The sequence below is a fragment of the Burkholderia lata genome (assembly GCF_902499335.1).
Lineage (GTDB): Bacteria > Pseudomonadota > Gammaproteobacteria > Burkholderiales > Burkholderiaceae > Burkholderia > Burkholderia lata_B.
In genome coordinates, this window is the sequence record NZ_CABVQK010000012.1 from 24303 (window position 1) to 38071 (window position 13769).

Consider the following 13769-nt stretch of genomic DNA (forward strand, 5'->3'; position numbering starts at 1 on the left):
CCTGTCCTTGCGGTCCTTGCCTTGAGCGTATGCGTCAGCCGATCTGCACTTCTTCGCGCAGGTCGTGCCAGATGTCCTTGGAAATTTCGATGAAGCGCGCGTCGTAGCGAATCTCCGACGTGACGCGCGGGCGCGGCAGGTCGATCTCGTACACGCGCTTGAGCGTGGCAGGCCGCGCGGTCAGCACGAACACGCGGTCGGCGAGTGCGATCGCCTCCTCGAGATCGTGCGTGACGAACACGACCGAGCCCTTGTTCGCGGACCAGAGCTGCAGCAGCTCGTCCTGCATCAGCGTGCGCGTCTGCATGTCGAGCGCGGAGAACGGCTCGTCCATCAGCAGGATTTCCGGCTGGTTGATGAAGGTCTGCGCGAGTGCGACACGCTTCCTCATCCCGCCGGACAGCTGGTGCGGGTAGTGCTTCGTGAACTTGTCGAGGCCGACCTTGCGGATCCATTCCTCGGCCTGCGCGTACGCGACGTCCTTCGAGCGGCCGCGAAACAGCGGGCCCGCCGCGACGTTGTCGATCACGTTGCGCCACGGGAACACGGCGTCGGCCTGGAACACGAAGCCGATGCGCGGATCGATCCCGTCGACCGGGCGGCCCATCACGCGCACCTCGCCCGACACGGGCTTGAGCAGCCCGGTGATCATGTTCAGCGTCGTCGACTTGCCGCAGCCGGTCGGCCCGACGATCGCGATGAACTCGCCGCGCGCGACGCTCATGCTGAAGTCGCGCAGCGCGACGGTAGCCTTGCCTTCCGGCGAAATGAAGCGGCACGACACGTTGCGAAACTCGATCGCCGGTGTGCTCGGGGAGACTGCCTGGTTCATCGCTCTTTGTCCTGCGGGTGAGGAGGGCGTCGCATCGTGGCGACGCCGGGCCGGTCAACCGGGCCGGGACGGGGCACGCACGGCGGCGGGATCGCCGCCGCCGGCGCCGCTACCGATATCGCTTACTTCGCGTTCACGAAATCGTTCGTGAAGGTGCGCGCCAGATCGATATGCTTGCCCTTCACCGACGGGTTGAACGCCGACAGCACCTTCAGCACGGTCGCCGGGCCGTCGGCCGGCATCTTGCCGTCGGCGGTGTACATCGGCAGCGACGCCTTCAGCGCGCTCACGTACAGCGCCTTGTCCTTCTGGTAGTCGGCCGGCATCTTCGCGGCGATTTCGTCGGCGCTGTGCGTATGGATGAACTGCATCGTCTTCGCGAACGCGTGCGCGAGCTTGGTCGCTTCCGCCTTGTGCGAATCGGCCCAGGCCGACTGCACGTACAGGCTCGCGGCCGGGTAGGTGCCGCCGAGCGCCGCGCGCGTGCCTTCGACGGTGCGCATGTCGACCAGCACCTTCGCGTCGCCCATCTTCTCGAGCGCGGACACGGTCGGCTCGGTCGTCATCCCGGCGTCGATGCGGCCCTGCTTGATCGCAGCGATGAAGCTCGCGTCGGCGCCGACCGGCAGCATCGTGTACTGGGTCGACTGCACGCCGTGCTGCAACGCGAGGTATTGCGTGAGGAAGCTCGTCGACGAGCCGAGGCCCGTCACGCCGAGCGTCTTGCCCTTCGCGTCGGCCATCGACTTGAAGGTAGGCGCGGCCTTGGTCGACACCATCTCGACTTCGCCCGGCACCTGGCCGAACACGGCGATCGCCTTCACGTCCTTGCCCTTGCTCTGCAGGTCGATCGTGTGATCGTAGAAGCCCACGACGCCCTGCACGGCGCCCGCGAGCAGCTCGTTCTCCGCGTCGACGCCGGCCGGTTGCGACAGCAGCTCGACGTCGAGCCCTTCGGCCTTGAAGTAGCCGAGTTCCTGCGTGAGCCGCGCGGGCAGGTAGATGAGCTTCGCGATCCCGCCGACCATGATCGTGATCTTGCCGCCGTCGTCGGCGAAAGCGGGGTGAGCGGCAAGCGCGCAGCTCAGGCTGGCTGCAACGGCGAGGGTGCGCAGGATGGGTCGCATCGGGTCGTCTCCGTTCGTTGTAATCGTGGCGCGATGCTTGCTGCATCGTCACGACGAGTATAGGGAGGCGAAACCTTCCGCTACCTTTCGCGGGCGGGCGATTCCTTTAGGGGTTTTCCAGCAACGGAGGGCTGGAACAGGCGGGGAACGGGGGCGGGATGCGCTCAGCGCCAGCCGGTCAGCACGCGCCCCATCGCGTCGAGCCCCATGTCGAACAGGTGCGCCACGAACGGCACGAGGTTCGGGATCATCAGTTGCATGAGCAACAGCCCGACGAGCATCGTCACGGGAAAGCCGACCTGGAACACGCCGATCTGCGGCGCCGCGCGGTTCAGGATGCCGAGCGCGAGGTTCGCGATCAGCAGCGCCGCGACCACCGGCAGCGCGAGCAGCAGCCCCATCTCGAACACCGTCGTGCCGAACGCGGCGAGCGTGCGCCAGCCGGGCGCGTGCAGCAGGTCGGCCGACACCGGCAGCGACTGGAACGATGCGGTGAGCGCGGCGAACACCTGCAGGTGGCCGTCCACCGCGAGGAACGCGAGCATCGCGACCGCGTTCAGGAAGCGGCCCATCACGGGCGTCGCGCCGCTCGTGTGCGGATCGAAGAAGGTGGCGAAGCCGAGCCCCATCGACAGCCCGATGAAGTCGCCGGCCGCTTCGACGGCCGCGAACACGATCTGCATCGTGAAGCCCATCGCGACGCCGATCAGGAACTGCGTGACGAGGATCCAGATGCCCTGCGCGGAGAACACGGTGACGTCCGGCATCGCGCCGAGCGTGGGTGCGACGACCAGCGCCATGAACGCGGCGAGGCCGATCTTCACGCGGACGGGCACCGCCGCGTGGCCGACGACGGGCGCGGTCGCGACGAGCGCGAGCATCCGCACGAACGGCCACAGGAATGCCGTGAGCCAGCCGTTGAGCTGCGCGTAGGTGACCGAGAACATCGCCGCCGGGTGGTGCGCGCGGCTCAGCCGACGCCGAGCGTCGCGACGTGCAGCAGCGTCTGCCGCAGGTAGTCGAGCATCGTCGTCATCATCCACGGGCCGGCGATCACGAGCGTCGCGGCGACCGCGAGCAGCTTCGGGATGAACGACAGCGTCGCCTCGTTGATCTGCGTCGCGGCCTGGAACAGGCTCACGACGAGGCCGACCGCGAGCGCGACCAGCAACAGCGGGGCGGCCAGCAGCAGGCCGACCATCATCGCCTGGTGCGCCAGGGTCATCACTTGTTCGGGCGTCATCGTGCGATTCCTCCGCGGCTTACGTAAAGCTCTGCGCGAGCGAGCCGATCAGCAGCTGCCAGCCGTCGACCAGCACGAACAGCATCAGCTTGAACGGCAGCGACACGGTGGACGGCGACACCATCATCATCCCCATCGACATCAGCACGCTCGCGACGACCATGTCGATGATCAGGAACGGGATGAAGACCGTGAAGCCGATCTGGAAACCCGTCTTCAGCTCGCTCGTGACGAACGCCGGCACCAGCAGCGACAGCGGCACGTCCTCGGGGCCCTGCATCGGCGCGGCCTTCGAGATCTTCGCGAACAGCGCGAGATCGGTCTCGCGGGTCTGCTTCAGCATGAAGGTCTTGAACGGCGCGACGCCGCGCTGCACCGCCTGTTCCATCGGCATCGAACCGTCGGAGAACGGCTTGTAGCCGTCGTTGTACGCGCGGTCGAGCACGGGCGACATCACGAAGAAGGTGAGGAACATCGCGAGGCCGACGAGCACCTGGTTCGGCGGCGTCGTCGAGGTACCGAGCGCCTGGCGCAGCAGCGACAGCACGATGATGATGCGCGTGAAGCTCGTCATCATCAGCAGCATCGCCGGCAGGAACGACAGCATCGTGAGCAGCAGCATCGTCTGCACGCTCAGCGAATAGGTGGTGCCGCCGTGCGGGCCCGGGCTCGCATTGAACGCGGGCAGGCCGTTCGCCTGCGCATGGGCGAGTGCGGGGGCGAGGCAGAGGATCAGCACGGGCGCGAAGCGCGCCGCGCGATGCAGGAATGCGTGTTTCATCGGAATGCGGGGTCGGAAAGAGGGCGCGGCGCCATGTCAGCGGTCCTTGCCGCGACCGAGGCGCTTCGCGGCTTCGCCCGCGAGCGCGTCGCGAAACCGCGAGCCGAACGTGCCGGGCAGGCCGCCTTCGGACGGTGCGGCGCCGGCGGGTGCGTCGGTCGAGGCCGTAGTCACTGTCGCGGTGGCCGCTGCCGAACCGGCCGGCAGCGTATGCAGCAGTCGCACGTTGCCCGGCGCGACGCCGAGCACGAGCCAGGTGTCGCCGATCTCGACGATCGTCGCGCTTTCCTTCGCGCCGACCGCGACGCTCGACACGACCTTCAGCGGGCCGCCGCGGCGCGCGTGCTGGAAGCCGAAGCGGCGCGCGAGCCATGCGCATGCGAACACGAGACCGATCACGACCGCGAGCCCGACCAGTGTCTGCAGCACCGCGCCGATGCCGAGCGACGGCGCGGCCGAGCCGACCATCACGCTCGACGCGATCGCCCCGGCGTTGTTCACCGCGTTCATGTCGGCAGCACCGGCCGGCGTGCAGGCAAGCGACGCCGCAATGGCCGCGGCAGCCGCCGCCACGCTCGCGACGCGCACGCGGCGGCCGGGCGCGACTACGTTCACCGGTTCAGCTTCCGGATGCGTTCGGCCGGCGTGATGATGTCGGTCAGGCGGATACCGAACTTGTCGTTGACGACCACCACCTCGCCCTGCGCGATCAGGCAGCCGTTCACGAGTACGTCCATCGGCTCGCCGGCCATGCCGTCCAGCTCGACGACCGAACCCTGCGCGAGCTGCAGCAGGTTGCGGATCGCGATCTTCGTGCGGCCGAGCTCCACGGTCATCTTGACCGGGATGTCGAGGATCATCTCGATGTCGTTGTGCGTCGAGCTTGCCGCAGCCTTCGACAGCGGCTGGAACACGCCGGCGCCCGTCGCGCCCGCCTGCACCGGCTGCTGGTTCTGCTCGGCGAGCGCGGCCGCCCAGTCGTCCATGCCCGGATCTTCTTCCGCCGCGGCAGGTGCCGCCTGCGCGGCGGCGGCCGATGCCGCGAGGGCCGCGTCGGCCATCGCTTGTGCGTCGTCCTCGGGCGTCTGGTTCAGCTCACTCATATCCACCTTCCTTCATCGAATCGCCCGCGCTGATCATCTTCTGCACGCGCAACGCATATTGACCATTGAAAATTCCGTAGCCGCATTCCATCACCGGCACGCCGTCGACCTTCGCGGTGATCGTGTCCTCGATTTCCAGCGGCAGCACGTCACCCGCGCGCAGGTTCAGGATCTTCTCGAAGGTCGACGAGATCTCCGCGAGATTCGCGGTCAGCTCGACCTCGGCGGCCTGCACCTGCTGCGACAGCACGCGCACCCAGCGGCGGTCGACTTCGAGCGCCTCGCCCTGGATCGGCGACGCGAGCACGTCGCGGATCGGCTCGACCATCGAGTACGGCATGCAGATGTGCAGCGTGCCGCCGGTCGGCCCGAACTCGATCGAGAACTGCGTGACGATGACGATCTCGTTCGGCGTCGCGACGTTCGCGAACTGCGTGTGCATTTCCGAGCGCACGAATTCGAACTGCAGCGGCCGCACGCTCTTCCACGCGGTCGTGTAGTGCTCGAACACGAGGTTCAGCAGCTTGCCGATGATCCGCTGCTCGGTGGCCGTGAAGTCGCGGCCCTCGACGCGCGTGTGAAAGCGCCCGTCGCCGCCGAACAGGTTGTCGACGACGAAGAACACGAGGTTCGGGTCGAACACGAACAGCGACGTGCCGCGCAGCGGCTTCACGTGCACCAGGTTCAGGTTCGTCGGGATCGGCAGGTTGCGTGTGAACTCGCTGTACTTCTGCACCTTCACCTGGCTGACGGAGATTTCCGCCGTACGCCGCATGAAGTTGAAGATGCCGATCCGCAGCAGGCGCGCGAAGCGGTCGTTGATGATCTCGAGGCCGGGCATCCGGCCGCGGACGATCCGCTCCTGCGTCGCAATGTTGTAGGGGCGGACGCCCGATGTGTCGCGCTGCTCGTCGACTGAATCGGTTTCGCCCGTGACGCCCTTGAGGAGGGCATCGACCTCCTCCTGGGACATGAACTCCTGGTGACCCATACGCGCTCCTTTCGCGGCCGCGTTACTGGACGACGAACTCGGTGAACAGCACGTCGTCGACCTTCGCGCGCTGGTTGCCCGGCTGCGTCGGCTGCTCGATCAGTTCCCGCAGTTCCTTCGCGAGTGAACGTTTGCCGTCCGGCGTCGCGAGATCCTCGGGATGCTTGTTCGACAGCGCGAGCAGGATCCGGCTGCGGATCTCCGGCATCCGCGCGGTCAGTTGCTCCTGCGCCTTCGGGTCGGTGAGCTTCAGCGACAGGCCGACGCGCAGGTAGTGCTGCGCGCCGTCGTCGGACTGCAGGTTCACGGTCAGCGGGTCGAGCGGGAAGAACACCGGCGCGGCGAGCGGCGCCGGCTCGGCGGGCGCGCTCGCGTGGCCCACGCCTTCCTTGCTCAGGAACACGTACATGCCGCCGGCTGCGGCGGCCGCCGCGCCCAGCGCGATGACGGCGATGAGCGCGATGCGCTTGAACTTGCCGGACGAAGCCGGCTTGTCGGCGGTCGGGTTTGCGGTCGTGGAGGCCATGTGAATGCGTGCGTGATGTCTCGTAGCATGCATTGTTCGGCATCCGGGCCGAGCCCGATGGGCGGAAAAGAGGGGGGAATTGCGGCTATCTCAGCCGATTGTCGGCCGGGTGTCGGCCGGATGCAGGGAAAGTGGGGGCGGAAAGGGGCGGCGGGCCGGCGGCCGGAGCGTGCGGGGCCGGGAGGGGGCGCCGTTCCCGCCGCACGGAGCCAGCCGCCCCGATGGCGGCAGGCAAGATTTCACGGGGCCGCGCCGGCGCCTGGCGGGCGTCCGCCGCCCGGTCAGATCGGCAGCAGCGTCAGGAGCGGCGCGATCAGCACCATCGCGACACCCGCGATCATCATCGTGAGGCTCGACACGACGCCTTCCTCGCTGCCGATCTCGCGCGCCTTCGCGGTGCCCACGCCGTGGGCGGCCGCGCCGAACAGCGCACCGCGCGCGAGCCGCGTGCGCATCGGCACCAGCGCGAGCACCAGCTCGCCGAGCAGCATCCCGCAGATGCCGGTCGCGATCACGAAGAGGGCGGTGAGATCCTTCGGCGCGTGGATCTTGTCCGACACGGCGAGCGCGAACGGCGTCGACACCGAGCGCGTCATCAGCGAGCGCTGCAGCTCGGGCGACAGGTGCAACAGCTTCGCGAGCAGCAGCGACCCGCACACGCCCGCGGCGATCCCGACTGCCACGCCGACCGACAGGGACAGCCAGTGGCGGCGGATCAGGTCGCGATAGTCGTAGATCGGCACCGCGAACGCGATCGTCGCCGGGCCGAGCAGCCACATCAGCCAGCGCGTGTCGTGGAAGTAGACCGAATACGGGATGCCGGTCAGCAGGACGAGCAGCACCAGCACGCCCGGCACGAACACGAGCGGCGAGAACAGCAGCGTCTTCTTGTACGCGTAGAGCCGCTTCGACGCGAAATACAGCACGACCGTCAGCACGAAGCAGCCGAACGAGATCGCGGTGTTCGCCTGGTCGGCGGACAGGTTCGACAATGCGGCAAGCATGGCAGGCTCCGGCTCAGTGGGCGGACGCGGCGCTCAGGCGCGTGCGGCGGCGTTCGGCGAACACGCGCTGCGCGGCGAGCCGGCGCTCGAGCTTCGCGGCGAGGTCGACCGCGACGGCCACCGCGACCATCACGAACGCGGTGCCGGCGAGCATCACCAGCGCGATGCGCCAGCCGTCCTCGCGGAACAGCCCGCCGTACTGCACGGCCGCGACGGCGGCCGGCACGAAGAACAGCAGCATGTCGGACAGCAGCCAGTTCGCGCCGTCCTTCACCCATGCGGGCGCGACGCGGCCCGAGAACAGCAGCACGAGGAGCACCGCGAGGCCGATCACGCCGGACGGAATCGGCAGCCCGATCTTGCGCACGGCCCAGTCGACCGCCATCCACAGCGCGCCGAGCGCGGCGGCCTGAAGCGCGATCCGGCCCGTGCGCGCCATGCCGCCCGAAGCGGCGGGGCGGTCGGCGAGTGCGGCGGTCGGCTTGGTCATGGCAGGCTCCCTACAGATATTCCGTTGATGGTGTGAGTATAGGGTTTCCCCTAACCATAAATAAAATGACTTGTCTCTATCCTTGTCATTCCAATTCGGAATTCACCTTTGATCGCCGCACCATTTTGGGGAGACATCGATGGAATTGCGCGCGCTGCGGTACTTCGTCGAGGTGGTTCGCCAGCAGAGCTTCACGGCGGCCGCCGACAAGCTGTTCGTGACCCAGCCGACCATCAGCAAGATGGTGAAGGCGCTCGAGGACGAGATCGGTTCGCCGCTGCTGCTGCGCGACGGTCGGCAGATGGTGCTGACCGACGCGGGGCGGATCGTGTTCCAGCGCGGCCAGGACGTGCTCGCCGCGCAGGCGCAGCTGCAGTCGGAGCTGAACGACCTCGGCACGCTCGGGCGCGGCGAGCTGACGATCGGGATTCCGCCGCTCGGCGGCTCGCTGTTCACGCCGATCATCGCCGCGTACAAGCAGCGCTACCCGAACATCGAGCTGAAGCTGTTCGAGCAGGGCGCGCGGATGATCGAGGCCGCGCTGACGTCGGGTGAACTGGAGCTGGGCGGGCTGCTGGAGCCGGTCGACCCCGGCACCTTCGAGCGGCTGCCGATGGTGCGCGCGCCGCTGTGGCTCGTCGCGCCGCGCGAGTCGCGCTGGGAGGATCACGCGGCCGTGCCGCTCGCGGATCTGGCGCGCGAGTCGTTCGTGTTCTACGCGGAAAGCCTCGCGCTGCACGACGCGGTGCTGGACGCGTGCCGGCAGGTCGGGTTCACGCCGTCGATCGTGAGCCGCAGCGGCCACTGGGATTTCATGGCCGCGCTCGTGCATGCGGGCGTCGGCATCGCGCTGCTGCCCGAGCCGTATTGCCGGCGGCTCGACGCGGGCCAGTTCACGTGCCGGCCGATCGTCGAGCCCGAGATCACGTGGGCGATCGCACTCGGCTGGCTGAAGAAGGGGTATCTGTCGCACGCGGCGCGCGCGTGGCTTGAAGTGGCGCGGGCGACGCTGCCGATCGCGCCGGGTGACGACCTGGCGTTCGGCGGGTTGCGGGCGAGGGAGTGACGCCCGCCGAGGCGGGCGGTAAAGCGAACGAGGCGGGCGCAACGGCCCGCCGCCGCACGGTCAATGCCCCATCGCCGGCCCCGCGCCCTTCCTCGGCTTCGTGATCCACACGAGCGCCGCGAGCGCGCCGAACATGAACGCCGACAGCAGGAAGAAGTCGTTGGTCGCCATCATGAAGCCTTGCTGCGTGACGAGCTGGTTGAGTTGCGCATTGGCCGTCTGGCCGACGATGCCGAGCTGCGACAGCGCGCCCTGGTAGTCGGTCGTGCTCTGCGCATAGATGCTCACCGATTCCGACAGCCGCGCGTGGTGGTAGATCGCGTCGTTCTCCCAGAACGTCGAGCTGGCCGCGGTGCCGATCGCGCCGGACAGCGTGCGCAGGAAGTTCGACAGCCCCGACGCGCTCGCGAGCCGGTCGTCGGAGATGCTCGACAGCGTGATCGTCGTCATCGGCACGAAGAAGCAGGCCACGCCGATCCCCTGCACGAGCCGCGGCAGGATCACATGGTTGAACGGCACGTCGAGCGTAAACGTCGAGTTCCAGATCGACACGCCGGCGAACACGATGAACGCGAAGCTCGCGACCATCCGCAGGTCGAGCCGGTGCATGTTGCGGCCGATCAGCGGCGACAGCACGAGCGCGAGCAGCCCGACCGGTGCAGTGGCGAGGCCGGCCTTGCCGGCCGTGTAGCCCATCACCGTCTGCAGCCACAGCGGGAAGATCACGACCGAGCCGAAGAACGCCATGAAGCCGAACGAGATGATCATCGCGCCGAGCGCGAAGTTGCGGTCCTTGAAGAGCGACAGGTCGACCACCGGCTCCTTCTCGGTCGCCTCCCACACGAGCATGAACGCGAGCGACACGACCGCGATCAGCGCGAGCGCGACGATGAACGTCGAGTTGAACCAGTCGCGGTCCTTGCCGAGGTCGAGCATCATCTGCAGGCACGACACGCCGATCACGAGCAGCGCGAGGCCGACCGCGTCGATCCGCTGCTTCGTCGTCTTCGTCTCGCGGCCGCGCAGCAGGAAATACGCGCAGACCGCCGAGAAGATGCCGATCGGCAGGTTGATGTAGAAGATCCACGGCCATGTGTAGTTGTCGCTGATCCAGCCGCCCAGCAGCGGGCCGAAGATCGGCGCGACGATCACCGTCATCGCCCATAGCCCGAGCGCGAGCCCGCGCTTCGCGGGCGGGTAGCTGCGCATCAGGATCGTCTGCGACAGCGGCACCATCGGCCCCGACACGAGGCCCTGCAGCAGCCGGAACGCGATCAGCGTCTCGAAGTTGGTCGCGAAGCCGCACAGCGCCGACGCGATCGTGAACGCGAGCACCGACAGCGTGAACAGGCGCACCTCGCCGACCCGCCGCGCGAGCCAGCCGGTGAGCGGCACCGCGATCGCGGACGCGACCGAGTACGACGAGATCACCCAGGTGCCTTCGCTCGTTGCGACGCCGAGGCTGCCCGAGATGGTCGGCACCGCGACGTTCGCGATCGACGTGTCGAGCACTTCCATGAAGGTGCCGAGCGCGAGCCCGACGGTGAGCAGCGCGAGCGCTCCGCCGGACAGCGGCGCAGGAGCGGCAGCGGGGGAGGCGGCGGATGCCGTGGTGGCGGACATCGGAATCTCCTAGACGCGGCGCGCGCGACGCGCCGGCACAACGCACGGGTGTGCGCCGCAGCGCAGCCCGGCCGGGTGGAACGGATAAAGGAAAAAGGGGAGCACGTGCCCTGTCATCTTCTGCCCAGACAGATAAATAAGCGAACGTTTAACCTAGACATGGGGCCTCCGCGCACATCAGCAGTCCGCTTCGTCGTCGGGTTTCGGGCAACCGGTCGTACCGGGCCCGTTGGCGATGAAGCGCTGCAGCAGGCCGGTGAGCGTCGCGAGCTCGTCGGCCGAGAAACCGTCGAGCTGCGCGTTGAGCGCGGTCGCGATCAGCGACGGCAGCGCACGGGCGGCTTCGGCACCGCGTTCGGTCAGCGTCAGCTCGATCATCCGGCGGTCCTGCTCGCTGCGCGAGCGCGCGACCAGCCCCTTGCGTTCGAGGCGGTCGAGCATCCGCGTCATCGACCCGCTGTCGTACGACATCTTGCGGGACAGTTCGAACGGCGTGCGCGCATAGCCGCGCGACAGCAGCAGGATCACGCCGATCTGCTGCGCGGTGAGGTCGAGCGGCTCGAGCGCGCGGTCCATCCGCTCGACGAGCGCCTGCTTTGCCTTCGACAGGTAATAGCCGAGGCTCGTTTCCAGCGCGATGTTCTCGGGATCGTAGAGGCCGCCGGTCATGCGATTGCGTGCGCAGCAATAGTGCGTTTCAGATTTAGACGCGCCCAGTATCTTGAAAATTGATTGCTTAGTCAATATTATTTGAGGCAACCAGTTACGACGTGCATGTTGCACTGCCGGAGACTATGTTCTGACCGATTCGCCCGCGCTGCGGGCACCCCGAGGATGTTCGCGATGCTGTTCCTGAAAAATGCCGCCGGCGCGCTGCGCCGCAACCTGACCGATACCGCTCACCATGTGTTTTCCGGGCCGCACCGCGGCTGGAAGATCGCGCTGTACGTGGCGATGCTGGTGGTGCCCGGCGGCTCGCTCGCGGCGCTCGGGGTCGCCTGGTTCGATCATCGCCGGCAGCGCAACGCGAAAGACGGCGCTCGCCGCACGGGCCAGCCGGCCGCAACGGAGCCGTCGACATGGCGGTCCGCCGCCGAACCGCTCCCGCTGCCCGCGCGCTGCCACTGACATCGCGCGTCTCCCGCCTGCCTGACCGCTCCGGCCGAGCGCCGGGCGGGCCCCCCCGGCCGGTGTCGCACGCCCGGCTTCCTGTCAGCGAGCCGTAATGGCCGGTAAACCGGCCGCTCGCGCCGGTAACACATTCCTGTCCCCGCGCACCGTACCCTTGGGGCTGCGCAGCTTTCCCGCCGTCAGTTACCATTTGTCCGCCAGCGGCACGACGACCGCATCGCGCGACGCCGCTCGCCGGACGTCGCGCCCAGACAGGAAAAAACCATGCCGTACGCCTCCCTCCCGCGCGCCCTTCGCCCGCTGAGCGCCGCCGTCGCCGTCGCGACGGCCGTGCTGCTCGCCGGCTGCGCCGTCGGGCCCGACTATCACCGGCCCGACACGTCGATCCCCGCCGCGTACAAGGAAGCGCCGGCCGGCTGGAAGGTCGCGCAGCCCGCCGACCGCACCGACCGCGGCACGTGGTGGACGGTCTACAACGATCCGCAGCTCGACGCGCTGATCGGCAAGCTCAACACATCGAACCAGACCATCGCGCAATCGGCAGCCGCGTACCGGCAGGCGCGCGCGCTCGTCACCGAGGCGCGTGCCGCGTATTTCCCGACCGTCGGGTTGACCGCATCAGGCTCGCGCGCCCGCACACCGCGCACGTCGGTGTCGTCGGGTTCGTCGTCGAGTTTCAGCAGCGGCTCGTCCGGCTCGATCAACAACAGCTACAGCGTCGGCCTCGACGCGAGCTGGGAACCCGACCTGTGGGGCAAGGTGAGCCGTACCGTCAGCGCGCAGCGCGCCGGCGAAGCGGCCGCCGCGGCCGATCTCGCGAACGCGCGGCTGTCGCAGCAGGCGCTGCTCGCGCAGACCTATTTCCAGTTGCGCACGTCCGATGCACTGCAGAAGCTGCTCGACGACACCGTGAAGTCGTACGGACAGTCGCTGAAACTCACGCAGAACCAGTACGCGCAGGGCGTCGCCGCACGCGCGGACGTGATCCAGGCGCAGACGCAGCTGCAGAGCGCGCAGGCCGCGTCGATCGACAATGGTGTTGCCCGCGCGCAATACGAGCATGCGATCGCGACGCTGATCGGCGAACCGGCGTCCACCTTCTCGCTGCCGCCGAACCCGCTCGCGGCCGAGCCGCCGATCACGCCGGTCGACGTGCCGTCCGCGATCCTCGAGCGCCGGCCCGACATCGCGGCGGCCGAGCGCCGTGCGGCAGCCGCGAACGAGCAGATCGGCGTCGCGATCGCCGCGTTCTTCCCGACGCTCACGCTGTCGGCCACCGGCGGTGTGCAGAGCTCGGTGTGGTCGCAGCTGTTCACGCTGCCGGCGCGCTTCTGGACGGTCGGCCCGCAGCTCGCGGCCACGCTGTTCGACGCCGGGCTGCGCGCCGCGCAGACCGACGCCGCACGCGCGACCTACGACCAGGACGTCGCCGCGTACCGCCTCGCGGTGCTCACCGCGTTCCAGGACGTCGAGGACAACCTCGCGTCGCAACGCATCCTCGCGCAGGAAATCGACGTGCAGCGGCAGGCCGTCGACAGCGCCGAGCATTCGCTCGCGATCGTCACGAACCAGTACAAGGCCGGCACGGTCGCCTACCTGAACGTGCTGACCGCGCAGACCACCGCGTTCACTGCGCAGCAGAAGCTCGCGACGATCGCCGGGCAGCGGATGACGTCGTCGGTCGGGCTCGTGAAGGCGCTCGGCGGCGGCTGGAACGTATCGGAGATGGCGCGCGAGAACGGCGACGTGGCGGCTCCTGCGCCCGTGCCGGCGTCCGGTGCGGCCGCGCCCGCGGCCAACTCACCGTCGGTCGCCGCACCGCTCGCGCAGAAGTAGGAAGGAAAGGGCGACG

The 13769-nt window shown here is 68.4% G+C and carries 16 protein-coding genes; 3 read left to right on the plus strand and 13 right to left on the minus strand.

Annotation, left to right across the window (positions count from 1 at the left end):
- Positions 1–34: 34 nt before the first annotated feature.
- The 11 genes from BCO18175_RS27295 to BCO18175_RS27345 form a co-directional block, all read right to left on the minus strand.
- Positions 35–832, minus strand: coding sequence for an ABC transporter ATP-binding protein (locus BCO18175_RS27295; RefSeq protein WP_122944023.1), 798 nt, complete (start codon positions 830–832; stop codon positions 35–37).
- Positions 833–954: 122 nt separating this feature from the next.
- Positions 955–1959, minus strand: coding sequence for an ABC transporter substrate-binding protein (locus tag BCO18175_RS27300; protein WP_174985697.1), 1005 nt, complete (start codon positions 1957–1959; stop codon positions 955–957).
- Positions 1960–2123: 164 nt separating this feature from the next.
- Positions 2124–2906, minus strand: coding sequence for a flagellar biosynthetic protein FliR (fliR, locus tag BCO18175_RS27305; RefSeq protein WP_174985699.1), 783 nt, complete (start codon positions 2904–2906; stop codon positions 2124–2126).
- 23 nt (positions 2907–2929) lie between these two features.
- Positions 2930–3202, minus strand: a complete 273-nt coding sequence (fliQ, locus tag BCO18175_RS27310; protein WP_069746335.1) for a flagellar biosynthesis protein FliQ — start codon at positions 3200–3202, stop codon at positions 2930–2932.
- Positions 3203–3221: 19 nt separating this feature from the next.
- Complete coding sequence (fliP, locus tag BCO18175_RS27315; protein WP_174970723.1) at positions 3222–3983, minus strand: flagellar type III secretion system pore protein FliP; 762 nt, start codon at positions 3981–3983, stop codon at positions 3222–3224.
- A 36-nt stretch (positions 3984–4019) separates the two neighbouring features.
- Positions 4020–4598 (minus strand): flagellar biosynthetic protein FliO, encoded by a 579-nt coding sequence (gene fliO, locus BCO18175_RS27320; protein ID WP_174985701.1) that lies wholly within the window; start codon positions 4596–4598, stop codon positions 4020–4022.
- Positions 4595–5086, minus strand: coding sequence for a flagellar motor switch protein FliN (gene fliN / locus BCO18175_RS27325; RefSeq protein WP_011350466.1), 492 nt, complete (start codon positions 5084–5086; stop codon positions 4595–4597). Before fliN ends, fliO begins: the two co-directional genes overlap by 4 nt.
- Positions 5079–6077 (minus strand): flagellar motor switch protein FliM, encoded by a 999-nt coding sequence (gene fliM, locus BCO18175_RS27330; protein WP_059687930.1) that lies wholly within the window; start codon positions 6075–6077, stop codon positions 5079–5081. The genes fliN and fliM overlap by 8 nt, the downstream gene beginning before the upstream one ends.
- A 22-nt stretch (positions 6078–6099) precedes the next feature.
- A complete protein-coding gene (gene fliL / locus BCO18175_RS27335) occupies positions 6100–6636 on the minus strand; it encodes a flagellar basal body-associated protein FliL (RefSeq protein ID WP_049097223.1) in 537 nt (178 codons plus the stop codon).
- Between the two features lie 248 nt (positions 6637–6884).
- Complete coding sequence (locus tag BCO18175_RS27340; protein WP_174970715.1) at positions 6885–7607, minus strand: LrgB family protein; 723 nt, start codon at positions 7605–7607, stop codon at positions 6885–6887.
- A 13-nt stretch (positions 7608–7620) separates the two neighbouring features.
- Positions 7621–8097: a CidA/LrgA family protein gene (locus BCO18175_RS27345; RefSeq protein ID WP_174985703.1), complete on the minus strand. Its 477-nt coding sequence runs from the start codon at positions 8095–8097 to the stop codon at positions 7621–7623.
- Positions 8098–8236: 139 nt separating this feature from the next.
- On the opposite strand from BCO18175_RS27345, the gene BCO18175_RS27350 reads away from it, so the two are divergent.
- The gene (locus BCO18175_RS27350) at positions 8237–9163 is read left to right on the plus strand and encodes a LysR family transcriptional regulator (RefSeq protein ID WP_011350471.1); all 927 of its coding nucleotides are present in this window, start codon (positions 8237–8239) and stop codon (positions 9161–9163) included.
- Between the two features lie 60 nt (positions 9164–9223).
- Here the strand turns inward: BCO18175_RS27350 and BCO18175_RS27355 are convergent, their stop codons facing one another.
- Both BCO18175_RS27355 and BCO18175_RS27360 read right to left on the minus strand, forming a co-directional pair.
- On the minus strand, positions 9224–10786 hold the full coding sequence (locus BCO18175_RS27355) for a DHA2 family efflux MFS transporter permease subunit (protein WP_174985705.1): 1563 nt from the start codon (positions 10784–10786) through the stop codon (positions 9224–9226).
- A gap of 177 nt (positions 10787–10963) precedes the next feature.
- On the minus strand, positions 10964–11455 hold the full coding sequence (locus tag BCO18175_RS27360; protein WP_174917324.1) for a MarR family winged helix-turn-helix transcriptional regulator: 492 nt from the start codon (positions 11453–11455) through the stop codon (positions 10964–10966).
- A gap of 174 nt (positions 11456–11629) precedes the next feature.
- On the opposite strand from BCO18175_RS27360, the gene BCO18175_RS27365 reads away from it, so the two are divergent.
- Together BCO18175_RS27365 and BCO18175_RS27370 are read left to right on the plus strand one after the other, a co-directional pair.
- Entirely contained in the window at positions 11630–11914 is a 285-nt protein-coding gene (locus tag BCO18175_RS27365; protein WP_174917323.1) for a multidrug ABC transporter ATPase, read from the plus strand.
- Positions 11915–12181: 267 nt separating this feature from the next.
- On the plus strand, positions 12182–13753 hold the full coding sequence (locus tag BCO18175_RS27370; RefSeq protein WP_174985707.1) for an efflux transporter outer membrane subunit: 1572 nt from the start codon (positions 12182–12184) through the stop codon (positions 13751–13753).
- Positions 13754–13769: the final 16 nt, after the last annotated feature.

Coding starts and splice junctions, on each gene's coding strand:
- BCO18175_RS27295 (WP_122944023.1), bottom strand. CDS start 832: ATGAACCAGGCAGTCTCCCCGAGCACACCGGCGATCGAGTTTCGCAAC.
- BCO18175_RS27300 (WP_174985697.1), bottom strand. CDS start 1,959: ATGCGACCCATCCTGCGCACCCTCGCCGTTGCAGCCAGCCTGAGCTGC.
- fliR (WP_174985699.1), bottom strand. CDS start 2,906: ATGTTCTCGGTCACCTACGCGCAGCTCAACGGCTGGCTCACGGCATTC.
- fliQ (WP_069746335.1), bottom strand. CDS start 3,202: ATGACGCCCGAACAAGTGATGACCCTGGCGCACCAGGCGATGATGGTC.
- fliP (WP_174970723.1), bottom strand. CDS start 3,983: ATGAAACACGCATTCCTGCATCGCGCGGCGCGCTTCGCGCCCGTGCTG.
- fliN (WP_011350466.1), bottom strand. CDS start 5,086: ATGAGTGAGCTGAACCAGACGCCCGAGGACGACGCACAAGCGATGGCC.
- fliM (WP_059687930.1), bottom strand. CDS start 6,077: ATGGGTCACCAGGAGTTCATGTCCCAGGAGGAGGTCGATGCCCTCCTC.
- fliL (WP_049097223.1), bottom strand. CDS start 6,636: ATGCATGCTACGAGACATCACGCACGCATTCACATGGCCTCCACGACC.
- BCO18175_RS27340 (WP_174970715.1), bottom strand. CDS start 7,607: ATGCTTGCCGCATTGTCGAACCTGTCCGCCGACCAGGCGAACACCGCG.
- BCO18175_RS27345 (WP_174985703.1), bottom strand. CDS start 8,097: ATGACCAAGCCGACCGCCGCACTCGCCGACCGCCCCGCCGCTTCGGGC.
- BCO18175_RS27350 (WP_011350471.1), top strand. CDS start 8,237: ATGGAATTGCGCGCGCTGCGGTACTTCGTCGAGGTGGTTCGCCAGCAG.
- BCO18175_RS27355 (WP_174985705.1), bottom strand. CDS start 10,786: ATGTCCGCCACCACGGCATCCGCCGCCTCCCCCGCTGCCGCTCCTGCG.
- BCO18175_RS27360 (WP_174917324.1), bottom strand. CDS start 11,455: ATGACCGGCGGCCTCTACGATCCCGAGAACATCGCGCTGGAAACGAGC.
- BCO18175_RS27365 (WP_174917323.1), top strand. CDS start 11,630: ATGCTGTTCCTGAAAAATGCCGCCGGCGCGCTGCGCCGCAACCTGACC.
- BCO18175_RS27370 (WP_174985707.1), top strand. CDS start 12,182: ATGCCGTACGCCTCCCTCCCGCGCGCCCTTCGCCCGCTGAGCGCCGCC.